The sequence below is a fragment of the Streptomyces sp. NPDC047049 genome, from assembly GCF_040643995.1.
GTDB classification, from domain to species: Bacteria; Actinomycetota; Actinomycetes; order Streptomycetales; family Streptomycetaceae; genus Streptomyces; species Streptomyces mooreae.
The window spans coordinates 28437-50582 of the sequence record NZ_JBEYVM010000029.1 but is presented as its reverse complement, the minus strand read 5'-3'; the positions used below and the strand labels follow the sequence as shown (position 1 = coordinate 50582).

General features: G+C 70.6%; 21 protein-coding genes and 1 pseudogene. 6 read left to right on the top strand and 16 right to left on the bottom strand.

Annotation, left to right across the window (positions count from 1 at the left end; translation table 11 throughout):
• The 6 genes and pseudogenes from ABZ851_RS35500 to ABZ851_RS35475 all read left to right on the top strand — a co-directional run bounded on the left by ABZ851_RS35500 (position 1) and on the right by ABZ851_RS35475 (position 4434).
• Positions 1-654 carry an urease accessory UreF family protein gene (locus tag ABZ851_RS35500; RefSeq protein WP_361136572.1) on the top strand — a complete coding sequence of 218 codons (654 nt, stop codon included), beginning with the start codon at positions 1-3 and terminating at the stop codon, positions 652-654.
• Positions 655-676: 22 nt separating this feature from the next.
• A pseudogene (gene ureG, locus ABZ851_RS35495) lies at positions 677-1267 on the top strand (urease accessory protein UreG); the annotation flags it as partial.
• A gap of 236 nt (positions 1268-1503) precedes the next feature.
• Positions 1504-2292: an urease accessory protein UreD gene (locus ABZ851_RS35490; RefSeq protein WP_361136570.1), complete on the top strand. Its 789-nt coding sequence runs from the start codon at positions 1504-1506 to the stop codon at positions 2290-2292.
• 101 nt (positions 2293-2393) lie between these two features.
• Positions 2394-2789: a GFA family protein gene (locus tag ABZ851_RS35485; protein WP_361136568.1), complete on the top strand. Its 396-nt coding sequence runs from the start codon at positions 2394-2396 to the stop codon at positions 2787-2789.
• Positions 2790-2820: 31 nt separating this feature from the next.
• Positions 2821-3135 carry an aldehyde-activating protein gene (locus tag ABZ851_RS35480; protein ID WP_361136566.1) on the top strand — a complete coding sequence of 105 codons (315 nt, stop codon included), beginning with the start codon at positions 2821-2823 and terminating at the stop codon, positions 3133-3135.
• 237 nt (positions 3136-3372) lie between these two features.
• Positions 3373-4434, top strand: coding sequence for a histidinol-phosphate transaminase (locus ABZ851_RS35475; RefSeq protein WP_361136564.1), 1062 nt, complete (start codon positions 3373-3375; stop codon positions 4432-4434).
• A gap of 152 nt (positions 4435-4586) precedes the next feature.
• On the opposite strand, the gene ABZ851_RS35470 is transcribed toward ABZ851_RS35475, so the two are convergent.
• The 16 genes from ABZ851_RS35470 to ABZ851_RS35395 all read right to left on the bottom strand — a co-directional run bounded on the left by ABZ851_RS35470 (position 4587) and on the right by ABZ851_RS35395 (position 20837).
• Positions 4587-5351, bottom strand: coding sequence for a metallophosphoesterase family protein (locus tag ABZ851_RS35470; RefSeq protein WP_361136562.1), 765 nt, complete (start codon positions 5349-5351; stop codon positions 4587-4589).
• Positions 5352-5425: 74 nt separating this feature from the next.
• Positions 5426-6661: an ATP-dependent carboxylate-amine ligase gene (locus ABZ851_RS35465; protein WP_361136560.1), complete on the bottom strand. Its 1236-nt coding sequence runs from the start codon at positions 6659-6661 to the stop codon at positions 5426-5428.
• On the bottom strand, positions 6658-7431 hold the full coding sequence (locus ABZ851_RS35460) for an inositol monophosphatase family protein (RefSeq protein ID WP_361136558.1): 774 nt from the start codon (positions 7429-7431) through the stop codon (positions 6658-6660). The genes ABZ851_RS35465 and ABZ851_RS35460 overlap by 4 nt, the downstream gene beginning before the upstream one ends.
• 7 nt (positions 7432-7438) lie before the next feature.
• Entirely contained in the window at positions 7439-8647 is a 1209-nt protein-coding gene (locus tag ABZ851_RS35455; RefSeq protein ID WP_361136556.1) for an ATP-grasp domain-containing protein, read from the bottom strand.
• 26 nt (positions 8648-8673) lie between these two features.
• The gene (locus tag ABZ851_RS35450) at positions 8674-9843 is read right to left on the bottom strand and encodes a hypothetical protein (protein WP_361136554.1); all 1170 of its coding nucleotides are present in this window, start codon (positions 9841-9843) and stop codon (positions 8674-8676) included.
• Positions 9840-10910, bottom strand: coding sequence for an amidohydrolase family protein (locus ABZ851_RS35445; protein ID WP_361136552.1), 1071 nt, complete (start codon positions 10908-10910; stop codon positions 9840-9842). The genes ABZ851_RS35450 and ABZ851_RS35445 overlap by 4 nt, the downstream gene beginning before the upstream one ends.
• A 22-nt stretch (positions 10911-10932) precedes the next feature.
• On the bottom strand, positions 10933-11808 hold the full coding sequence (locus tag ABZ851_RS35440; protein ID WP_361136550.1) for a nucleotidyltransferase domain-containing protein: 876 nt from the start codon (positions 11806-11808) through the stop codon (positions 10933-10935).
• Positions 11805-12767: a hypothetical protein gene (locus ABZ851_RS35435; protein WP_361136548.1), complete on the bottom strand. Its 963-nt coding sequence runs from the start codon at positions 12765-12767 to the stop codon at positions 11805-11807. Before ABZ851_RS35435 ends, ABZ851_RS35440 begins: the two co-directional genes overlap by 4 nt.
• Entirely contained in the window at positions 12764-14035 is a 1272-nt protein-coding gene (locus tag ABZ851_RS35430) for an MFS transporter (RefSeq protein WP_361136546.1), read from the bottom strand. The genes ABZ851_RS35435 and ABZ851_RS35430 overlap by 4 nt, the downstream gene beginning before the upstream one ends.
• Positions 14032-14724, bottom strand: a complete 693-nt coding sequence (locus ABZ851_RS35425) for a class I SAM-dependent methyltransferase (RefSeq protein WP_361136544.1) — start codon at positions 14722-14724, stop codon at positions 14032-14034. The genes ABZ851_RS35430 and ABZ851_RS35425 overlap by 4 nt, the downstream gene beginning before the upstream one ends.
• The gene (locus ABZ851_RS35420) at positions 14721-16805 is read right to left on the bottom strand and encodes an alpha-hydroxy-acid oxidizing protein (protein ID WP_361136542.1); all 2085 of its coding nucleotides are present in this window, start codon (positions 16803-16805) and stop codon (positions 14721-14723) included. Before ABZ851_RS35420 ends, ABZ851_RS35425 begins: the two co-directional genes overlap by 4 nt.
• A 17-nt stretch (positions 16806-16822) precedes the next feature.
• Positions 16823-17395 carry a thiamine pyrophosphate-dependent enzyme gene (locus ABZ851_RS35415; RefSeq protein ID WP_361136540.1) on the bottom strand — a complete coding sequence of 191 codons (573 nt, stop codon included), beginning with the start codon at positions 17393-17395 and terminating at the stop codon, positions 16823-16825.
• Positions 17396-17401: 6 nt separating this feature from the next.
• Positions 17402-17923, bottom strand: coding sequence for a thiamine pyrophosphate-binding protein (locus ABZ851_RS35410; RefSeq protein WP_361136538.1), 522 nt, complete (start codon positions 17921-17923; stop codon positions 17402-17404).
• Positions 17898-19124 carry a GNAT family N-acetyltransferase gene (locus tag ABZ851_RS35405; protein ID WP_361136536.1) on the bottom strand — a complete coding sequence of 409 codons (1227 nt, stop codon included), beginning with the start codon at positions 19122-19124 and terminating at the stop codon, positions 17898-17900. The genes ABZ851_RS35410 and ABZ851_RS35405 overlap by 26 nt, the downstream gene beginning before the upstream one ends.
• Positions 19121-19786, bottom strand: coding sequence for a YqcI/YcgG family protein (locus ABZ851_RS35400; RefSeq protein WP_361136534.1), 666 nt, complete (start codon positions 19784-19786; stop codon positions 19121-19123). The genes ABZ851_RS35405 and ABZ851_RS35400 overlap by 4 nt, the downstream gene beginning before the upstream one ends.
• An 85-nt stretch (positions 19787-19871) precedes the next feature.
• Entirely contained in the window at positions 19872-20837 is a 966-nt protein-coding gene (locus ABZ851_RS35395) for a nucleoside-diphosphate kinase (RefSeq protein WP_361136532.1), read from the bottom strand.
• Positions 20838-22146: the final 1309 nt, after the last annotated feature.

The window sequence follows — 22146 nt, the reverse complement described above, 5'->3', positions numbered from 1 at the left end:
GTGAGCACCTCCTCGCTCCTGCTCGCCCTGCTGGGCGACGCCCGGCTCCCGTCCGGGGGCCACGCGCAGTCCGCAGGTCTGGAACCGGCGTTGCGGGCCGGCATGCCATCGGCCCAGGTGCCGGCCTATCTGCGTGCCCGCCTCCGTACGGTCACGCGTGTGGAGGCGGGGGCCGCCGTGGTCGCCCGTGCGGTGGCAGCGGACGGCGGCGACCTTGCCGAGGTCGAGGCCGCCTGGGCCGCCCGGACCCCCAGCCAGGCGCTTCGGGCCAACGGACGGCGCCTGGGGCGCGGCTACCTGCGCGTCCTGCAGATGCTGTGGCCCGGCCCCGTCGACACGCGCGCACGCACATGGTCGCGCCCGGTCGTGCTGGGACTGCTCGCCCACCGCGCCGGGATGGGCCCCGTCGACCTGGCCCGCCTGGTCGGGTACGACGACGCCCAGACCGTAACGGCGGCCCTGCTCAAACTCGAGCCACAGGACCCGCTGCTCATCGCCGCGTGGGTGAAGGACCTGCTGCCCGACATCGACGGAATGGCCGCTCAGGTCGCCCACCTGCACACCCCCGAACAGATCCCGGCCCACGGCGCCCCCCTCATCGAGCGCTGGGCCGAGACCCACGACACCACCACAGAAAGACTCTTCAGTGCCTGAGAACACCACCCCCACCCGCGCCATGCGTCTGGGCGTAGCCGGTCCCGTCGGCACCGGCAAGAGCTCGCTGATCGCGACACTGTGCCGGGCACTCTCCGGCGAACTGCGCCTGGGTGTCATCACGAACGACATCTACACCGACGAGGACGCACGCTTCCTCAAGAGCGCCGGGGTGCTGGACCCCGAACGGATCCGCCCGGTGGAGACGGGCGCGTGCCCGCACACCGCGATCCGCGACGACGTGACCGCCAACCTGCTGGCGGCCGAGGACATGGAGGCCGACTTCGGCCCGCTGGACCTGGTCATCATCGAGTCCGGCGGCGACAACCTCACCGCGACCTTCTCCCCGGCCCTGGTGGACGCCCAACTGTTCGTCCTGGACGTCGCCGGCGGCGGCGACGTCGTACGCAAGGGCGGCCCCGGCATCGCCCGCGCCGACCTGCTCGTGATCAACAAGACCGACCTGGGCCAGTACGTAGGCGTGGACGTCGAGCGTATGGCCCGAGAGGGCCGCGAAGCCCGCCAAGATGCCCCGGTGGTGGCGCTGTCCCGACACGACGAGGCGTCCATCCGGATGCTGACCGGCTGGGTCCGTGACACCCTCGCCCGCTACCGCACCGGCGACCACACCCCCGTCGACCCCGGCCCCATGGCACCGCACTCCCACGCCGGCCGGGACGGCGAGGGCGGTCACACGCACACCCACGCCGACGGCGCCACCCACGCGCACAACCAAGCACCAGCGCATTCCGGACAGAGCGTGTGACCGGCCCGACCCGCTTGAGCGTCGCCCCCACGAGAAGCCGCAGCCGCGTCCACCACACGACCGGGCACCTGACGGTGCGGGTCATGGACCAGGACGCGGGCGGAGCCAGGGTGGGCCTGCTCGCCACCCAGGCACTGCTGCTGTCCGGCGACGACGTCCGCATCGAGGTGGACGTCGCTCCCGGCGCCTGGCTCGACGTCGTGGAGACGACCGGCACAGTCGCCTACGGAGGCGAGGCACCGTCGTCCTGGACAGTCGACGCAACCGTGGGCGACGGAGCCGTCCTGACCTGGGCAGGCAAGCCGTTCGTGGTCTCGGACGAGATCGCCACCCACCGTCACACCCGGATCCGGCTGCACGGCACCGGCAAGGCACTGATGCAGGAGAAGGTCGTACTGGGGCGTGCCGGGCAGTTGGGCGGAGACCTGAGCATGTCCCTGGAGGCGCGCGACGACACCGGGCCGCTGCAGGTGGAAAGCCTGGACCTGGGACAGCAGGCCCGTCAGATGCCTGGCGTCCTCGGAAACCTGCGCTCCATGGACACCGTCACCGCCCTGGGATGGAAACCTGAACCGACCGGTGAACCAGAGGCCGGCACCACCGGCCCCGGGGAAACCTACTTCCCCCTGGACCGGTCCGGAGCCGCACTGCGCTGGATGGGAATCGGCCGATTTCGTGACCAGCTGTGCGACGCCACCTTCGCCGCCTGGCACGAGGAAGCCATGCGCGACTACCGGCACCGACACGCCACACAGCACCTGAGTCACGCAGAGGAGGAGAGCGGCCTCGGAGAAGTTGATCGTGGCTCGGCCGCCCACGCCGTGGCAGCCATGGGCGGGCGGCCCCGTGCCGGTACCTGCGGCGCTCCCTAACAGGCCAAGGAGAGTACCGTCACGCCAAGCGCGTCCTGACGAACGTACACGCGATGGCACACCGATGGGCCAACCTGCTAATTCCCCCTGGAGATCACCTGATGGACGACACTCCCGCCGTCGACGCCCAGGGAACCGAAACAGCCGGGGAACGTACCGGCGGCTGCCTGTGCGGTCGCATCCGTTTCACCACCCGAGGTCCGGCCGTGTTCCCCCACACCTGTGTTTGCCGCCACTGCCAGAAGCTCGGCGGCACACCAGTGATGTGGTGGGTGGGATTCGAGACCGTCATCTGGACCGGCGAGGGCGGAGAGCCGACCTGGTACGAGACCTTCGAAGGCGAGGCGAAGCGCGGCTTCTGCCCGACCTGTGGCAGCCGCGTCGCGGCGATCGACAGCGATATCCAGGAGATCGGCATCAACGCCACCGCCCTTGACGACACCAGCGGCACAGACCTTGTGCCTATCCACGCGTCCTTCCGCGACAACGCCGCGTAGTGGCTGCCCCTGGTGCCGGAGACCGAGCAGAGTGCGGCCGGCTGACCGCCTGCCCGCTCGTCGGCGACTTCCCTCCTGGGTCTCCTTCCCGCTGAACGGTCTGGACTGGAACGGGGAGGGCGGCGAGCCGGCCTGGCATTACACGTGGCCCGACTCCCGGCGCGGATTCTGCCCGGACTGCGGAAGTCAGCTGTGCGCGCTTGACGACGGCGCCAGCAGTATCGCGATCACCTTCCCGGCGCTGGATGACGCCTCCGGCCTCGTGCCGGTCAACCAGGGCTTCCGCGAGGGCGCTGTCACCTGGCTGCCCCCGGTTCCGGACGCCCAGCACAGCAGCATCACCTGACCCACCCCGAGCACCGTTCGGCACAAGCCGGGAGAGCCTCCTGCCGCCCCGGCTCGGCGTGGTCCGCCGGCCCACGGCTGGGATGACCAGCGGTGGAAGCGGAACCTGAAGAAGAGCCGAATGCGCCCGGGAAGGCCCAGGATTCGTTCATCATCCAGGCCGCGCGCGGCCTGTGCCCTGCCCGCCCCTCCCTGTGTCCCCATGGACGCCGCAGCAACCGGCCCGTACCTTCGGCGCATGGTTGATTTCCCGCGATTACCGTCGACCGGCTCCTACAACCTGTCGGCCAACGAGAACCCCTTCGCCCCGCTGCCAGGCGTGCTGGAGGCCGTGCAGGAAACGTCCGGCGAGTTGAACCGGTACCCCGACCCGGCGTGCACGGAACTCCGGGCCGAACTCGCTCGTGAGCTGCGGGTACCGGCCGAGCGGGTGGCCGTCGGCGCGGGGTCCGTCGCGCTGATACGGGACCTACTGGCGGAGTACGCCGCGGGGCCGGATGGTGAAGTGGTGTTCGCGTGGCGCTCCTACGAGGGGTACCGCGCGGCGTTGCAACTCGTGGGCTCCATGCCCGTGCCGGTCCCGCTGCGCGCGGACCGGCACGATCTGGCAGCGATGGCCGACGCGGTCAGCGAGCGGACCCGGCTGGTCATCGTGTGCGACCCCAACAACCCGACCGGTACGATCGTCGGCCGCGCCGAGCTGGAGCGGTTCCTCGACCGTGTGCCCGGGCACGTGCTCGTCGTGGTCGACGAGGCGTACCGGGATTTCGCCCTTGGGCCAGACGTCCCCGACGCGGTCGGCACGGCGGGACACCGGCCCAATGTGGTGGTCGTCCGAACCTTCTCCAAGGCGTGCGGGCTGGCTGGGCTGCGCGTCGGTTACGCCGTGGCGCACGAACCGGTGGCCGCCGCGCTGCGGACACGCGCACTGCCGTACGGAGTGAGCGCCGCGGCCCAGCGGGCGGCCGTTGCATCCTTGCGTGCGCGTGAGGCGCTGGGCCAGCGGGTGGCGGAGCTCGTTCGGCGCCGGAGCCTGCTCGTCGACGGGCTGCGCGGGGTGGGCCTGCACGTGCCCGAGAGCCACACCAACTTCGTGTGGCTCGGCCTCGGCGAGCACACCAGGGTGTTCGCCGACGCCTGCCAGGAGGCGGGAGTGCGGGTCAAAGCATTCCCTGGCGAGGGCGCGCGGATCACGGTGGGTGAGCCGGAGGCCGTCGAGCTGGTGATCGCCATCGCGTCCCGGCTGCCGCTCACGAGCGCACACCGTGCCGCAGCGGACGCATGCCCGCAGGAGCGGTGACGATCAGGAGTTGACCGCCATCGTCCGCAGCGTTGACGTCCCGTCAGGATGCCCCCGGCTCGTGGGGATGACCACGGCTCAGGGGGCCAACCGGCCCTTATGGGAACGCGAAATCGACGGGCAGTGCCGCCCGCCGGGCCGGTGTCGTCGGGTCAGGAGGCCGCCCGGCCGTCCCGGGGGCCGAACGTGCGGACCGCCTCCGCGTCCGTGGTAACCGCCCGGACGTAGTGCTCGGCCCAGGCGCGGCAGTCGTGGTATCCCGACTCCCTGGCTACCCGGTCCACGGCTCCGTCGACGTGGAATGGGGTGTGCCGCAGCTGCACCTGCCCGCGGTGCAGCAGGGCCCAGGAGCTGCCGGCCCTGCCGTACGGCATGCCGATGCTGCCGGAGTTGACGACAAGGCGCTCGTCGACGAGGCGCATGAACGGCATGTGGGTGTGCCCGCACACCATGGTCCGTACGTCGTCGGGAAGTTCGGCGAAGACCTCCGCCCAGCGTTCCAGTCGTGTGTCGACGAGGACGACCTCGTCGTCGTCGCGCGGTGTCCCGTGGCAGAAGACCACCTTGCCGAAGCCGTCGACCTCCATGGTCACCGGGTGAGGGAGATCCGCCAGGAACTTCACGTCCTCCTCCCGCAGTTGCTCGGCGGCCCACAGGTCGATTTCCCACGCCTGGTCGGCCGGGAACTCGCCCCGCGCCATCTCGGCGAGCTCCCGGTCGGCGTTGCCGCGGACCAGGACCGCCCTGTCGCCGAGCGCGCGCAGCCGGTCCAGTACCTCGACCGGCTGCGGACCGGCGGCGTGGTCACCGGTGACGACGATCAGGTCGGCCGCCATGACATCGGGCTCGTCCAGGACCGCCTCCAGGGCCGGCAGCACACCGTGGATATCGGACAGGACAGCGACACTTGCGACCATCGGGTGACCTCTCGAAGACATCGGGTATTCGGGCGGCCGTCAGCCATTCGTCCGAGCCGACGACTACAGGGATCTTAGGGGTGCACCTCGGCGACCTGCAGCCGGAAACGGGACAGTACTTCCGCCATTCGTTCCCGCACGACGCCCGAGTTCTCTCCCTCGACGTGCACATGGCCGCTGGAGGCGTTGGAGGCCCGCGGCGGGTCGAGCCGGTCGCCCACCGCGGCGGTGAGCGCACCAGAGACCACGCCAGGCAGGGCCGTCAGTTCCGCCAGGGACGAGATGTCCGAGACGATGCCACGGCGGACCGGCAGCAGCAGATGGCCCACCGAACGCTCGCGTGTGTACGCCAGTGCCGGACGGCGCTCCACATACACGTCGGCCGCCGCGGCCAGCATGTCGAATCCGCGGGAAAGTCCGTGGCTGGTGGGCAATTCGGCACCGCCGAGACGCGCCGCCATCTCTCCCATGACGAACGATCCGTCGTGGCCGATGAAGAACTCGGCGTGCAGATAACCAGCGCGGAATTCGAGCGCGTCGGCAATGCGCTGGGCCACCGCGCGCCCATTGACCGGTTCCGGCTCCGACGGGGCCAGCGTGATGTCGGCGTTCATCGCCCCGTCCAGGGTGTCCAGCACGGGTGCCGGGTTGACCGCGATGTAGGCGTCCTGTACCTGGCCCTCGTGCACCAGTGCGCACAGCTGGTGCTCGGTGCCGCGTACGTACTCCTCGGCGATCCACCGCTGGTCCGGGCGGCTCCTCAGCGCCAGGTCCACCGCGGCCAGCCGGTCGGCGTCCACCTTCCAGGTGTCCACCGCCGAGCCGGAGACAGCAGGCTTGACGACGATGGGCCACCCGTACCGGTCGGCGAACTCCTTCACCTCCGTGGCCGAGGTGACCGCGCGGAACCGTGCTGCCGGCAGGCCCGCGGCAGCGAACAGTTCCTTCATGGCGAGCTTGTCGGTGGCCAGCCACACCTGCCGCGGGGACAGGTGCGGAAGGCCTGCGGCCGCCGCGAACCGGTGCGCGAGGGGCTGCGCCGCCTCGTCGGGGTTGCAGAAGAACGCCGGACGCGGCAGGCCCAGGCCGGAGAGCCACCGCCGGTAGCGTGCGGCCTCCTCGTCCGCCGGGACACCGGCGCGCAGGCGGAACGCGGGCCTGCCGTCCGGCACTTCGACCGTGGACGTCTCCGGGCGCAGCAGGACCGTGTCGATGTCCGGCCGGTCCAGCACGTGCCGGGTGAAGCGGCGACGCCGGCTGACCACCAGCAGCAACGTGGGACGCCCTGAGCGGGGGCCGGGTGCGCTCATGCCGCGCCCTCGCTCACTTGGGAGTGCTCCTCCAGCAGCCGCGCCAGCGAGCGCACCACCTCCGGCCGCCCCGAGATGTCGATCCGGGTGCGCCTCGGCGACCGCCGGTGCACCACGGTCCGGCCGCTCGCGTGGACCAGGCCGTGGCCTGCGGCCGTGTCCCACCACGGGAGCGCCACCGAGACGTGGGCGTCCAGGGCGCCGGTGGCCACCCGCAGCAGGTCGCACGCCGCCGAGCCGGTGCGCGCCACTTCGTACCGCTGCCCCACCAGAGCGAGGATCGCCCGGGCCTCGACGAGCTGGGCTGCACCGTACGGGAAGGCGACGGCCACCCGCGCGCCGGTGGCCACGGCGGGCGGGTCCTGGGTGAAGTCGCCGTCGAGCGCGCCGTCGCGCAGGGCCATCCACTGTCCGTCGGCCGGCCGGACGATCGCGGCGGCCAGGCACCCCGAACCGGACACCGCCGCAACGCTCACCGCGTAGTGCGTCGAGGCGCGGACGAAGTTCGCCGTCCCGTCGAGCGGATCGACCACCCAGGTCACCCCGGTGCGGCCGGGGCGGTAGCCGGACTCCTCTGCGAGGACCGCGTCACCTGGCCGCGCCCTGCTCAGGATGTCCGTGATGACCGACTCTGCCCTGAGGTCCGCCTCGGTCAGTAGATCTTCCGCGCCGCTCTTCCGGCGCACGCCGTACCTCCGGCGGGCCGTGGCGCGGATCTCCGTCGCCGCGCGCCGCGCCATCGTGATCGCGAGCCGTTCGATCTCCGTCACGGTCACCTCACCCCCACTTCCCGCTCCTGCCGCGCAGCCTGTCCTGGAGCATGTCGATCACCTGGTCGAGACGGGACGTCACCTCGGCCTCGGACTGCCCTCGTACGGTGACCGTGGCCGCCGCCTGATTCCAGCCCGTGGGCCGCGGCATGACGTCACCCACCTGGAAACGCAGCTGGGTGTCGATGATCCAGTCGGTGGCGGGCGGCGTCAGGTCGGTCTCCAGACGGCCGGGCGGCGCGTACACCAGCGCGTACCCGGTGAGGTGGTCGGACGGGGGCGCAGGCCGGGCGATCTCCTCGCCCAGGTGCGCCCGGACGGCCATCTCGTCGAGGTTTACGCCGGTGCGCGAATGGAAACCGGGGATGATGCCGCCGCCGCCCGGACGGCCGCCGATCTCACAGAAGACCACCTCATCCTCGCTCAGGAATGCCTCGTGGTGGGTGACGCCGCTGAAGTGCGGCAGGCAGGCCAGCACCTCGCGGTTGAAGCGCAGGAGCCGGTCGAGCGTCTCCCCGGGTCCGACAGCGACGTCCCGGAAAGCGCCGAGGTGCCGGTAGGACGTCGTCTCCTCGATGCTCCGGCCAGCGGTCGCGGCGAGCGGCACGCCCTCGCTGACGACGCTGTCGATGTGGAAGAGGGTGCCGTCGATGCGCTCCTCCACCTCGTAGGCGTCGGGGGTGACGTCGGCGTGGGCCGCCCCGGCGAGGAATCGGCGCAGGTCGTCGGGGCTGTCCAGGAAGGCGATCCCGACGGAGCTCTCGCCACGGCGTGGTTTCGCCACCACCCTGCCGTGCCGGGCGAGGAGGCGCTGTGCGGCGCTCTCGGTGAAGGGCGCGTAGTCGGGAACGCGGATGCCGTGTTCCCTCAGCCGGTCCTTCATCGTGACCTTGTCGCGGTAGCCCAGGACGTGCTGTTCCGTGGGCCCCGGCACCCCCAGCTTGTCCCGCAGCCTTGCGGCGGCCAGCAGCAGGCCCTCGCTGATGGCCACGACGCGTTCCACAGGGTGACTGGAGGCGCCTTGGTGGAAGAGCGCCGCGGCTTCCAGCAGCGCGTCGTCACCACGGGGGATGCCTACGACCGCGGCCAGCTCGTCACCGCGCGCCTGGTCCAGTTTGCGGATGTCGGTGACGAGGTGGACGCGGTTCTCGTCCGCCGGCAGGAACTTCCGGCCGTCGGTGTCCTGGTAATAGTGGTAACCGATGTGGTCGATCACCAGCACGTGCCTCGCCCGGCCGCTCATCATGGGCAGCACTCCGCGTAGCGCGCGGCCAGCTCGTCGGCCGCCTCTTCCACGTCGGCGAGGGCCAACTGTTTGCAGTTGTAGCCGAGTTCCTCCCGCATGATTTCCACGGACTCGTCGGTAAACTCCACGAGCCCGTCCTCCGCGATCCGGGCGATCCCGTCGTAGCGCTGACCGTCGCGGTTGATCTCCGCGACGTCCCGTTCACCGAGCCGTGGCGGCAGGTCGAGCGCGGTCCCCTCCCGGGTGATCCGTACCGGGCAGCCGCCGGGCAGGCCGTGCCAGCCGGGTACGTGCGCGGTTGCCTCGGCACCGGTGGCCAGTGGTTCCAGCACACCGAGCGCGGAGGCCGCGGTCATCAGCTGTCCCTGACGGCCCCCGGTCCTGCGGTACTCGGTGCGCATCGAGTGGAACATGGTGTCCACCGGCAGCCGGTCGGTGACCTCCGTGCCGCCCTGCCAGAAGGTCAGGTCGTAGGCCGCGCCGCCGTTGTCGCCGGTACGGGAGATCCGGTGGCTGACGAAGTGGTGTGCCACGAAACGCGGCTGCACCTCGGCGGGCGCGCACCCGAGATGCCGAGCCGCGATCGTCCTGAGCGCGGGTACGGAGTTCGCCACGTTGCCGATGCCGAGCGCGGGGCTCAGGCCGGCCCCGGCGAGGGCGGGGTGCACCGCGTCCGGGTAGGCGGCGTTCACCACGACCGCGCCGGTACCCGAGGCGCGTACCGCCTTCATGAGCTTGAGTACCGGGTCCAGGTGCATGGGCAGCCAGGGCCCGAAGTGGGCGGCGCTGACACGTGCGAAGCGGTCGGCGGGGAGTTCGGAGATGACGTACCAGGACTGCCTGCTGGCCGCCGAGAAGATGATGTCGGGGTCGAACCGCGCGATGGCCTCCGCGGTGCCCGGCACGTCGGCGAGGTCCCGCACGAGAGGGTCGACCGGGCAGTCCCGGCCCAGCTGCGTCGCGGCGAGCGACACCATGTTCGCGGTGCGGACGACCACTTCCCCGTCGCGCCCGAGGAGTGCCAGGTGCCGGGGCTGCGAGGTGGCGGTCAGCCCGTGCAGGACACGCGCCGACAGGTCGCCGCAGCCCACGACGAGGATGCGGACGGGACGGCCGTGGTCCCGCCGTACGCGGTCGTTGGAACCCACCGTCAGCGCCGAGCTCATGACGTCGCCCCGGACAGGCCGGGGACGAACCTGACGGTGTTCGCGGCCAGTTTCTCCGGCGGGCAGAGGTCGGAGAAGCCCGCCAGCCAGTCGGCGGCCTCCACGGTGTCCCAGTGCGGGTAGTCGGAGCCGAACAGCACGGAGTCGGCGCCGAGCTGCCGCACGGCCCAGGCCACATGTTCCTCGTCGGGGTCGGGCACCACGGCGAAGTGCCGGCTGAAGATCTCGCTCGGGCTGGCCACGGTGCCGGTAAGCCGCCGGGTGTGGCTGGTCAGCCGCCCCAGCACACTGGGTATCCAGGCGATGCCGGACTCCAGCATGACAACGCGCAGGTCGTCGGGGAGTCCATCGTGCCGGGTGACCAGGTCGGCCAGGGCGATCATGTGCTCGCCCATGTGGCCGAAGGCGTGGGTCATGGCGTAGTCCTCGTAGGCGTCGGCCAGCGGGGACCATTGGAAGCAGCCGGTGCCCCCGTGGATGAACAGCGGCAGCCCCAGCCGCGCCGCTGTCCGCAGCAGCGGCGTCACCGCTGGGGAGTTGAGACGGACCGATGGGGTGCGGCCGGTCGGCCGGACCACCACGGCCACCAGGTTCTCGTCGCGCTCGTCCTCGGCGTACCTGAGCAGGGCCGCCTCGCTCCACCGCGGGTCCTCGACCGAGGCGAGGAAGGCCCACTTCAGCGAGAGGGGAGAGCGGGCGCAGGAGAGCGAGGCCAGCCGGTTGTAGCCGTCGAACAGCCGGAGCCTGGTCGTCTCGTCGTCGACGGCCTGCACCGACAGGCCGACGAAGCCGGGCTGGAGGACGGCGGCGGCAATGTTGTGCTTGGCCATGAAGACGGCCCGGTCCTCGTCCTCACCGGGGCCGATGAGGTGGCCGAGGCCCTTGGGGTTGCCATGCCCCGGGCCGCTCGGCCGGGGGAACAGCCGGTCGCCGAGCCTGAGCCGGGTGGTGCCGGCCTCGGTGACCACCTCGGGGGCCTCGGCTGGGGAGAAGCCGATCTCCGACCAGAGCTCGGGCAGGTGGTCGGTGAAGTGCGTGTCGCAGTCGTAGAGCTGAATGTCCGGCATGGTTGACGCCTTCCTTCTCGTTCTAGCAGTTGCCGATACGCGCGAGGTCCTGGCCTTGGCGGCCGGGGCCCATGTGCTCGCCCCTGGCGAGCCAGTCGAGTCCGTCGTCCACATCGACTTCCAGGTCGTCCGCGACCTGACGCACCACGGCCTCGGTCAGCCGGCCGGCAGACAGCCCGGCCAGGCGCTCGCGTGCCCTGGGGTCGATGACGCCGGCCTCGTCGAGCAGGCGTTTGGTGATGGGGTACCAGCGACCCCGTGAGATCAGCCTGGAGTGCGCGACCGAGGTGGCCGCGGCGAGCACGTGCTCCAGAGCGCCCAGCGGTTCGCCCGCTGCGACATGGTCGATCGCCAGCAGCAGGGCGCACGAGGCGCGCCCCCGCCACCACGGCCCCGCGGCGGTGACAAGCGCATCGGGGCAGGCCGGGGCACCCACGTCACCGTGGACGGGGGCCGAGAGCGCGGCCTCGCTCAGCAGGATGTACGAGGGCACGCCGCCGGCGGTCTTGGGATAGGAGTGCACGGTGAATGTCCCCCGGGCGGCCCGGCCCTCCTCCTGCCGCAGATGGACGAGCGGCCGGAGGCAGACGTCAATCCTGGGCGAGACCGGGACCGTGAACTCCGATTCCTGGAAGGGGTGCCCGGCGTTCGCGGTGTGCAGCTCGAACCGGTCCCCGGATCCGGCACCCGGCGGCAGCAGCCGCCGCAGCTCGCCGGAGGCCGGAAGCGTGTCCGTATAGGCGAGGATGTCCCAGTCGCTGTCGGGCCTGGTGGGTTTGCCTCGTGCGCGCGAGCCGGCGATACGGACCGACCGCACCGCGGGGAGCGCGGCCAGGCCGTCGACGACGTCACTGACCGTGGGGGGAAGGGCGGGGGCCTTCAGCTCGGCCGTGCTCATTTCTGCGCCTCCCAGACGTGGCGCTGTCCTGCCCCGGTGTGGTCCCGGGCTCGTACGGGGCCGTGCTCCACCTCGGCGCGGCCCTGTCCCGCCAGGTACTCGGCGGCCGTGTGGCCATGTGGGGCGGCGCCGAGCCCGCGCAGCAGGTCGGCGGAGCACTCGTCGAACCGGCTGAAGAGCGCGGGACCGGGCTCGGTGCCGTGGTCCAGGAGGTTCCCGGCCTCCTTGAACAGCCGTGACGGTCGAGCCCCGGCCGAGAGGACGGCGCCGATGGTGCGGCCCAGGTTCTTCACCTCGTGCAGGACGCGGCCCTCGGCGGCCAGCGCGCTGATGAGGAGGTGTTCGACGGCCAGCCGGAACAGAACCGAGGCGTCGAGCGGCAGCCGGTCGGCATGGGCCGTCATCGCCTTGCGGCGGAAATGGTCGGCCGTGAGGTAGGTGGTGGCACAGTGGAAGGCGGGCAGCCACCGCACGCCCGTACGCTGCCGCCATCGTTCCACCGTCTCTGGTCCGTGGAGCACCCGGCCGCCGCGGAGCCGGGAGAGGAAACGGATCTCCAGCACGTCGAGCACGGGGAGTTCCAGGTCGGGGGTGCCCGGGTCCTGTATCCGGGACATGCCGGAGGCGAGCTCGGCCAGGTCGCGCAGGGGGCGTGGCCGCAGGACGTCCATGTTGACCACGGGGTCGCCGGAGAAGAGGTGGTTGCGGGCCAGGCTCATCGGCCGCAGCACCGGCCCGGTGCCCTCGTGGTCCGGTGTCCAGTCATCGGGCGCGTCGAGTACCAGCACGTTCACGTTGGAACCGCGCATGGCCACGCCCTCGGTGGTGGACCCGGCCAGCAGGACGCCGCTCTCCTCCGGCCAGGGGAAGCGCCGTCCAAGCAGCGCGGCGACGTCGTCGGTGGCGGCGCCGGTGCCGCCACCCCGGGCGGCTGTGGTGATGTCAGTGTCGTCGTTCAAGGGTTCCTCATCTCCGGTATGCGCCGTGCCTGCCGGACGACCAGCACGGCCGGGACACAGATCAGCCCGCCCACGGCGGCCACCAGCAGCGTGGTGTCGGTGGAGGTGATCCCGGCGAACGTGCCGGTCAGCGAGTAGGAGATCGGCACCAGTACCTGGGACAGCGCCCAGTCGATCCCGAACATGCGCGCCACGTAGGCGCGTGACACGGCGCTCTGGAGGAGCGCCCCCCAGAGAACCGCGGAGACGGCGAGCGCCGCGTTGATCACGAAGCTCCCGATCAGTGCGGGCACGAGCGAGGCGTCGAAGGCGAACCCCACGAGCCCGCCCGCCATGCCGCCCCACGCCAGGTAGAGCCAGAGCAGCGTCCGCCGGTCCAGTGACCTCCCACCGACGAGGAGCGCGCCGCTGATCTGGCCGACCCCGCCGACGGCCAGCACCAGCCCGTAGGTCTCCGCGCCGTGCGCTGCGTCACCGTGGAGGATGAAGGGCACGAGAACGTTCCACGGCCCCATCACGCAGATCACGGTCACCGCTCCGGCGGCGAACGCGTAGAGCAGCCACTTGTGCCGCCACACGTAGCGGAAGCCGTCGAGGCTCTCCGCCAGCAGGCTCCTGGGCTCCTGTTGTTCCAGCGGCTCACGCTCGGCGCCCACCTTGAGCAGGAAGCCGAACGACACGGCGAAGGTCAGCGCGTCCGCCACGAACACCCAGTCGGCGCTGGACCTGGCGACCAGCACGCCGCCGAGGGCCGGCCCGATCAGCCGCCACATCAGGGGGCGGATGACCTGGTCAACGGAGTTGGCGCCGACCAGATGCTCCGCCGGCACCAGCGACTGCACCATGGTGTTGAACGCCGGTACGAAGGCGGCCTCCGAGGCGGAGAAGGCGGCCAGTCCCACGTACAGGTACCAGGGAGTGAGGAGGTCCGCCAAGCTCAGCAGCCCGATCGATGCCAGCACGACCGCGCGCAGCAGGTCCCCGGCGAGCATCACCCTGCGGGCCCCGTACTTGTTGACCCAGGCACCGGCGAGGAGAGCGGCGGGCAAGGCGGTCACCGCCATCACCACGCCGATCGCGGCCAGCGCCGTGGTGGTGTCGCTCAGCGACAGCACCAGCCACGGCAGGGCGACGAACATCATGCCATCACCGAAAAGTGAGACGGCGAACCCGGCCCACAGGTACCGGAAGTTCTTCTCCCTGAACGGCTCGAGCTGCGCCGGGCGCCCGATCCGCGCCAGCAGCGCCGACCGGCGTTCTCGCCTCACTCGGTCACCCCTGCCTCCCTGGACAGCTCGAACACGCAGTGCCAGTGGAACGATCCGGGGGCCGAGTGCTCCTCGTCGTGCGCCTGGAGCAGCGCAGCCGGCTCGTTGATCGCGATCAGCTCCGCGGCGTCGGAGTAGAAGTGTGGATGCACCTTGTCGTCGGTTGCCTCCGGCTGCACGAAGGCGCCCGGCCCGACCTCGATCCCCTTGCCGTGGTTGTGGTTGCGGCGCGAGAGCATGGTCAGCTGGTACAGACCCCCGGGACGCAGCACCCGGTGGATCTCACGTACGTGGCTCCGCACTGCGTCCCGGTCTCCGTGGTAGATCGCGTTGTAAGCCAGCACGTAGTCGAAGTAGTCATCCGGATAGGGCAACTGGTTCATCGGCCCGATTCGCAGGTCGACGTCCACGCCCGCCTCCTCGGCCGCCGCACGGCTCTGCTCGATCGCGGCGTCGCTCGCGTCGACCGCCCAGCTGGTGAAGCCGGACCGGGCGAAGAAGACGGCGTGCCGCCCGACCCCGCAGGCCAGGTCCAGCACGTCCCGTACCTTCCGGTCGCGCAGCAGGCCAAGGGTGTCCGCGACCCAGGGGTCGACCGTGGACCAGTCGGCGCGGCCGCCGCTGGTCTTCCAGACCTCGTCCCAGTGGCGGTGCGCCGTGGTGCTGCCGCTCATGTTCGGTGTGGTCATGCCTGCTCCCGTGAACCGGTCGGTACGTGACCCAGGTCGGTGACGGCGGGGGCCCCGAGGAGGGCCATGGTGTGGTCCAGCTCGGTCAGCAGGGAGGCGAGCGCCTTCCCGGCGCCTTCCCGGCCGCCCGACGCGAGACCCCACAGCACCGGTCTGCCGACGAGGACAGCGCTCGCGCCGAGGCTCAGCACGGACGCGATGTGCGCCCCGCTGCGCACGCCGGAGTCGAACAGGACGGGCACCCGGTCGCCCACCGCCGACACCACGGCGGGCAGCGCGTCCACCGACGCCACGTGCCGGTCGGACTGCCGACCGCCGTGCGTGGACACCTGTATCGCGTCGGCGCCCGCGTCCACGGCGCGTTCGGCGTCCGCCGGGTGCAGGATTCCCTTGACGACCAGCGGGAGACCGGTACGCGACCGCAGGCTCCCCAGGTCCGCCCAGGAGACGGCAGGGTCGGGAAAGAGCTCCGACACGAGGTCGGCCGCGGTGAGCGAGGGCGTGCGCTTCCTGCGGTGCTCGAGGAGGCCGAGGAAGGACGGGTCCCGCACGATGGCGGGCGGTGCCGTGTCGAACCGGCTGAACTTGTTGCGCGTATCCCGGCTGCGGCGGCCCACGACCGGCACGTCCACGGTGCAGACCACCGCGCCCGCCCCGGCTTCCTCGGCCCTGCGCAGCATCGACCAGCTGACCTCGCGCTCCCGCAGCAGGTAGATCTGCTGCCACAGGCCGGGGGCGGCCGGTGCGACGTCCTCGACGGGTCGCGAACTGAACATTGACAGGGTGAAGCCGAGGCCGAGCGAGTCGGCGGCCGCCGCGGTGGCCACCTCGGCGTCCGGGTGGCACAGGGCCTGGAGCCCCATGGGTGTCACCAGGACCGGCGCGGCCAGCCGCCTGTCGAACAGCTCGGTGGTGGTGCTCCGCTCCGAGACGTTACGCAGGACCCGCGGGGTGAGCGTGATGGCGTCCAGACGCTCCACGTTGCGCCGCATCCCCGCCTCGTCCCCCGCGCCGCCCGCGCAGTAGTCGAAGGCCGCCCCGGCCATCAGCGACCGGGCCCGCTCACGGTCGGTCGGCACGTCCGTCACGGCTTCGGCGCCGGGTACGGAGCCCTCCGCCGCGGTGACGGCGCCACCGGGCCGCCGCTCATCCGCCGCCGGACCGGCCTCGGGCCCCTGACCTTCCAGTGCCTGCCCGGCGGGCCTTTGTCCACCCGGTGCCTGTGCGCCGGGCGCCTGCCCGTCCGATGCCCGCGCGCCGGACCCCGGGCCGCGCCCGGCCACCCGGCCCCGCTCGGTCAGCTCGAACAGCCGCTCCACGCCGACGAGTTCCGACGAGACCGAGGTCAGCTGCCGGGAACTCATCACCTCCCGCAGCACTCGGGAGGCCCCCGCCACCAGGCTCCGCATGATCACATTGGCGAAGAGAACCGTCACCGGGCCGTACGCCGAGAACGCTTCGGCATCGGTGTCGGGTAGCACCGTAGGCGCCAGCACCATGGGACGCAGCGGCGCGATCTTCTCCACCACCGGGAGCAGCTGGTCGGCGCTCGCCCGGTTGGCCTGCGCGAACAGGGCATCCGCGCCGGCGGCCGCGTAACGATGCAGCCGCTCGACTGCCGCGTCCGTCCCGTGGCCGGCCACCAGCGCTTCGGTCCTGGCGATAACCTTCAGTGAGCGGCGGGCGGCCGCCATGGCGGAAATCCGACCGGCGAAGGCCTCCGGGTCCAGCAGCTCCCGGCCGCCAAAGCGGTCGTCGAGCGAATTCCGCTTGGGGAAGAGGTTGTCCTCCACGCAGATCGCATCGGCGCCCGCCTCCTCGTACAGCTTGGTCGCCAGGACGGCCAGTTCGTCGCTCCCCCGGCCGGTGTCGGCGTCGACGTAGATCGGCAGTGAGGTCACCGCCCGCACCGAGCGGACTATCCCGGCGATCTCGTGCGGATCCAGGACCTCCCGGTCCGGTACTCCGCGGCTGGTGGACATCTCCAGACTGCCGAGCCAGAGGACGTCGGCGCCGGCCTCCTCCGCCAGCAGCGCCGTGATGGGGCTGTGGACACCTACGCCCATGCGCAGGTCGTTCATAGGGTCACCTCGTTTCGTCAGGTGTCGCATGTGCGGTAGCGGGCGGTGAACCGGGCCGTGATGTCCGCCGGGTGGTACGGGACCCGGGGCGGTGGCGGCCCGGAGTGGGCTGCTGTGCGTACGTGAATGAAGCCGGGCTGCATTGCGCCGACCGCCTCCGAGAGCGCTTCGGAGAAGGCCTCGGGATCCGTCACCGACACCGCCGTCGCGTACCGGGCGGCCCGGGCGACCCCGACGAAGGAGAAGCCGGGCGCGGGCGACCGCTGACCACCGGTGCTCTCGTAGACCTGGTTGTCGAGGACGATGTGCACGAGCGGCCCGCGTGCGGCCGGGGCCAGCGCCATGGCGGACATTCCCATGAGGGTGTTCCCGTCGCCCTCGACCGCAAGCGCGGTCCTGCCCGACCGCCGGGAGAACCCGATGGCCAGGGGCAGCGCGAGGCCCATGCTGCCCATCATGTAGAAGTTCTCGTCGCGGTCGGCGATCGCGTGCAGCGCCCGCGGGTTGAGCCCGTTGCCGACGAACACCGCCGCATTCTCGACCCCGGCCGTGCGGGCGACCCGGGCGAGAGCATCGTCTCTGGTCAGCATCCGTTCTCACTCTCCTTCGGGCGCGCACAGCACCGCCACGGGACCGCGGACGAAGACCGCTTCCTTCAGCGCCGCGCGCAGTTGTTCCGCGATGTCCGCGGTGTCGCCGAACCGGCAGCGCAGGACCGGGATGCCGAGGGCTTGGAGCACGGCGGGGGCCGGCCGGCCGATCACGTTGTGATGGGGTACGTCGCGGCCGTCGTGTCCGGCCCAGGAGACCAGCAGCACCACCGGGACCCGGTAGACCAGCGCCAGGCTGGTCAGGGCGTCGACGCAGGTCCCGAGCCCCGCGCTCTTCATGAACACCAGCGGTGTCGCACCGGCGAGGTGAGCTCCCACCGCGAGTCCCACGCAGTTGTCCTCGCGTGTGCCGGGCAAGAAGCACTCGCCGGCCCGCTCGTGCGCGGCCAGCGCGCTCAGGAAACCGGCCAGACAGGAGTCCGGCACACCCGTGATGAAGTCGTATCCCGCTGCGAAGACTTCATCGATCAGCGCAGAGTTCTCAGCTGCTTGCTGTGTGGCCCTCACGTCCAAGACGACCTCTCCAGTCGGCCGGCGATGGCTTCGATGACCCGGCAGCGGTGTTCGCGCCGGCTGTCGGTGTTCCTTCCGAGCCGCCCCGGGCGGCGGGCTCCAACCAGCGGGTGAGGTCCCCGCCGAGGTCGGTGACCCAGATGTCGCGTGGCGCGCCGTGGCACCCCCGCCACTTCTTGCTCTTCTCGTAACCGAGGCCGTAGTCGATCACCCGGGCCCCCTCGGTCTGCGCGACGCGCACGGGCGAGTAGAACATCGCGTCGAAGTACGTCCTGCGCGATGCCGGGTTTTCGTAGTCGAACCCGCACCAGAACACGTGCCACTGATCGCCGTATGCGATGAAGAGGCTGAAGGCCACCACGTCTCCGTCGGCCGTGGTGCAGTGGAACAGGCGGAGGCGGTCCGCGGGGAAGAGCGCGACCAGCCGCTCCAGCCTGGATCGCTCCACGTCCCAGGCACTGTATTTCCCGTACTTGGCGACGAGGTTCATCCGTAGCTGTACCTCCGTGGCCCCGAGTCCGGCCGCGTCGGCGCGTATGGTGCGGACCCCGGCGCGCGCCAGGTCGCGCAGGTCCCAGCGCACCTTCTGGCGGCTGGTCTTCGGCAGCCCGGCGACGTAGTCGTCAAAGCCTCCCGCGGGTACGTCGAGGACGGACCGTACAGTGCCGCGCCGTCGGCGCCAGGCCGTGTCGGCGTCGAGCGCAGCGGGCAGCGCGGAACCGGCCGCGTAGAGCACGGCCGCGCAGACCGCGCCCGCCCGGCGCGCCCACCGGGTGACCTCGGCGAGGAGGCCACGGACCGTTTCCTCCGCAGACGGCACCCCGGTGACCACCTCGCAGTCGTAGCCGGGCTGCACGATCGCGAGGAAGGGGAAGAAGGCGGCCCGCTCCGGCACCCGGGTGGGCGGCCTCCCCTGGTCAGGGAAGACGGGAGGGTCTCGCCACAGCAGGTCGTGGATGTTGAACGACTCGTAGCAGTCGGGGTCCTTGATGAGGTAGCCGCTGGTCGCGGCGACGGTGACGCCGTCCTGTACGAGCCGGAAGAAGTAGCCGCGGCCGGGCGGCCGGTCTCCCATCATCTTCAGCCACGCGGGCGAGGTGAGGAAGGTGCAATCGGGCCACCGGTCTGGAAGTTCCTCGTCGACCAGGAGAACCGGGGCCTGGGCGCGGACGGTTGCCGTCTCCTGTTGTTTCACTGTTTCTCCCACTGGACAGGGCACTTTCCGCTCAGCGGTTGGCCGTCGACCTCGGGGAAATACTGTTTCCACTTCTCTGTGGTGGAGCCCTGACCGTCCCCGGCGTCCGCGAGCAGGGGCACGTCCTCGTACTCGGCGAGGCTCCGGCGGATACGCTTCTTTGCCACGCGCCCGGCCGCCGTGGAACCACTGATGGACTTGAAGACGCTTCTGCACTGCACGCCGATCACCAGGCATTCGCCGAGCGTCCGGCTGCGGCGCGGACCGTAGGGGGGACAGGTACCGAAGGTGAAGAGCGGTTCTCCCGCGAAGGTGAATTCCCACTTCGGGTCCTCCGGGTCGTCCGGTACACCGGCGGGCCACGGGTCCCGGTCGTGTTCATGCAGGGCGGAGAGTATGCGCCAGAACCAGCCCCGGTACCAGGCGAAATCCCTGTCTGCCCGGGGCGGTCCGGCCATGATGAGGAGCGAAAGACGCTCTTTTGGCAGAGCGCGCTGTATCCCGACGAACGCCCCGAGATCACGCGCCACCGCCTCCGCCTCGCTCGCGGAATTCTGACGCAGATCCCAGTAGGTGTAGTGGTTGGTGCCCCTGTTCTCACCAATGGCCCCGAAGTGGCAGGGATACGGGGCGGGGTGGGCACCGAGGAGGGTGCCGCGCACCTGTCGCCGTTCTTCCACGGCCCATCGCGGGGTGCCGTGTGGGGCCGCCTCCTCCCCGCCGGCCCAGAGCCGTGCTGTCGCCGTCTCAGCCATGAGCGGCGGGCTCCGTGCCGGAGTGGGCGAGCCGCGGAGCATCCACGGGGGGCGCGGAGTCCCGCGGGTCCTCGGCGTGGGTGAGGGGCGGGAAGTACTGGCAGGTCGTGAGCACGGCGCGGGCCCAGGGGTCGACCGTGATGCCGTGGCCCTTCAGCGTCCGCCACAGTCTGCCCGTGTCCAGGGGCGGTTCATCGGGGGTGAAGGACGCGGTGAGTGCCCGCCGGAGCAGGAGATCGGCGGCTCCGTCCAGGCTCTTCGCCATCCGGGAGACGAATTCGCCGCTCAGCGGGGCACTGTCGAGCGCGGCCAGGCGCCGGGCCATGGGGGCGGCCTCCGCGTGTGGCAGGAGTTCCCACAGGTGCGCCACGAGACCGCGCCTGAGCTGGTCGCGCACCTGGAGGAATCCCCGGCTCTCCCCGGTGCCGGGCGGGCTGTCGAGGAGGCCGGCGAGCACGCGCGCGCCAGGGGTGCCCAGGCGGGTGGGGGACCCGGGCAGCTCGCTGGGGCCCGGGTTGTTCCAGTCCCTGACGAAGAAAGTCTTCCAGTCGAGTTCGGCCTCTTCGGGGCTGTCCGAGACGTGCAGGAGCCCCAGGATCGTGTTGACGGCGGCGAACCGGAGCCGGAGGGAAGCACGGGAGGCTTTCTCCAGTGGACCGGACCCCTTGAGCTCGGTGAAGTGCTGATGGATACCGGGCGAGCCCCGCAGGAGGAGCGCCAACGAGGGGCCGAGACCGTAGAGGGCGTCGATGGCGCGGTACCGGTACGTGCCGAAATATATTCGTTTCCGGGCGAGATCGTCGTAAATGGTGTCCAGCAGCAGACTGCCTGGTTGCACGACCCGGGCCGCGATTTCTTCGCAGCCGGAGATCAGCACTTCGTCCACGATGCGGCGGCCCACACCGCGAATGAAGGAGTCTGGGCTCACCACCACCACTACGCTGCGGGACCAGTCCACGGTCTTTCACATCCTTTCACACTTGCGTGAACGACTTGCGATAGCGCGTACTCTGCTGACAGATTTGACTGGCAGGTGCAGTCGAGGACGTAGGTACGGTCCGTATCGAATACAGATCGGTGTTACGGAGGAACGGTGTCCGGTGCTGGCTCGTGGCACCTGGGGCAGCCGTCGAGCACATGGCAAATATGACGCTTATCCTCTGGCGATGCCTGGTTATTTCGCCTTATCGGCATCCGCTTTGCAGTGGATGCGTCACGCACCGAAGTACACGAAGCCCTGTGGCTTGCTCAGCTTTCACCGTCAAGGTGGCGGCTCGCCGTTCCGCGTCGGACCCATCCGCGCAGCGCCGGCGCGGCCAGTGCAGCATCCACAACACTCATCAACTCCGCGGGCGAGAAGTTCCCAGGCAGACTGACTTCGAGCGTGGCGGTGTTCCCAGTGCAGTCGAGCAGGGAGGCACCCCAGCGCGTGGGGAGGCTGGCAATTAACCGCACTGCGGCAGTCTCGGGCACGGCTCCGGAAGATCCGCTGATCTGCACTAGATACGTGGTGGACAATGGTGGATTCCTCAATGCATCACCAGGGGCTCGAGGCATCTATCACGCCAGTCATCTTGACTGGAAGGTGTGCCGGTGGGCGTAGGGCATCGCGACGGTGCGCCCCACAGGGCTCGGACTCAGCCCCAGTCGTTGACGTCGCCCGTGGAAACCACGGCCGGTGTGGGCCTCTGAGCCTCAGGCATGCCGGCGCGCACCGCGCCCGTACTGAGGGGTGTGCGGCAAGCCGCTTCCAGAATCGAAGTAACAGCGAGGGGAATTACCTTGCCTGTGCGTTGCATAGAGGAACAAGCCAGCCTTTGCATCATGACTCCGTCTCTCGGTTATTCACTGCTCCTTGCTCTTGCCTCGAGGACAACCCTGCCTCCGATCAAGCCGCTGATCGATAGGCCCGCAACTCATCTTCCTGTACCCCTATGAAGCCACTTACTGCACATTGCAACGTCGACGTGATCTTGTGAGTGTGCTGGCTACGCGCAGGACAGGCTGGTGACCCACCCGCCTTCGCGGACGCAATAGCTTGCCTGCGTCCTCTGCCGCTCGCTCACACCGGAGTTCAAGGATGAGATCGTCGAACTGCGCCCGCACGGTGAGCGCGCTCGATGGGCCAGGAATTCGACCTGACGGGACTTCGGCATGGTTCTGGGTCAGCCAGGCCGAAGCCAACGCAGGTCGCGGCCCGGAGTGACCGGCAGGGCATGGGAGGAACTGCCCGCCTGCGACGGGAGAACCGGAGCCTGCGGGAGGAC

Excerpts from the sequence above, each read along its gene's own strand:
- ABZ851_RS35490 (WP_361136570.1), top strand. The coding sequence starts at position 1,504 with ATGGACCAGGACGCGGGCGGAGCCAGGGTGGGCCTGCTCGCCACCCAG.
- ABZ851_RS35485 (WP_361136568.1), top strand. The coding sequence starts at position 2,394 with ATGGACGACACTCCCGCCGTCGACGCCCAGGGAACCGAAACAGCCGGG.
- ABZ851_RS35475 (WP_361136564.1), top strand. The coding sequence starts at position 3,373 with ATGGTTGATTTCCCGCGATTACCGTCGACCGGCTCCTACAACCTGTCG.
- ABZ851_RS35470 (WP_361136562.1), bottom strand. The coding sequence starts at position 5,351 with ATGGTCGCAAGTGTCGCTGTCCTGTCCGATATCCACGGTGTGCTGCCG.
- ABZ851_RS35465 (WP_361136560.1), bottom strand. The coding sequence starts at position 6,661 with ATGAGCGCACCCGGCCCCCGCTCAGGGCGTCCCACGTTGCTGCTGGTG.
- ABZ851_RS35450 (WP_361136554.1), bottom strand. The coding sequence starts at position 9,843 with ATGAGCTCGGCGCTGACGGTGGGTTCCAACGACCGCGTACGGCGGGAC.
- ABZ851_RS35445 (WP_361136552.1), bottom strand. The coding sequence starts at position 10,910 with ATGCCGGACATTCAGCTCTACGACTGCGACACGCACTTCACCGACCAC.
- ABZ851_RS35440 (WP_361136550.1), bottom strand. The coding sequence starts at position 11,808 with ATGAGCACGGCCGAGCTGAAGGCCCCCGCCCTTCCCCCCACGGTCAGT.
- ABZ851_RS35425 (WP_361136544.1), bottom strand. The coding sequence starts at position 14,724 with ATGACCACACCGAACATGAGCGGCAGCACCACGGCGCACCGCCACTGG.
- ABZ851_RS35420 (WP_361136542.1), bottom strand. The coding sequence starts at position 16,805 with ATGAACGACCTGCGCATGGGCGTAGGTGTCCACAGCCCCATCACGGCG.
- ABZ851_RS35415 (WP_361136540.1), bottom strand. The coding sequence starts at position 17,395 with ATGCTGACCAGAGACGATGCTCTCGCCCGGGTCGCCCGCACGGCCGGG.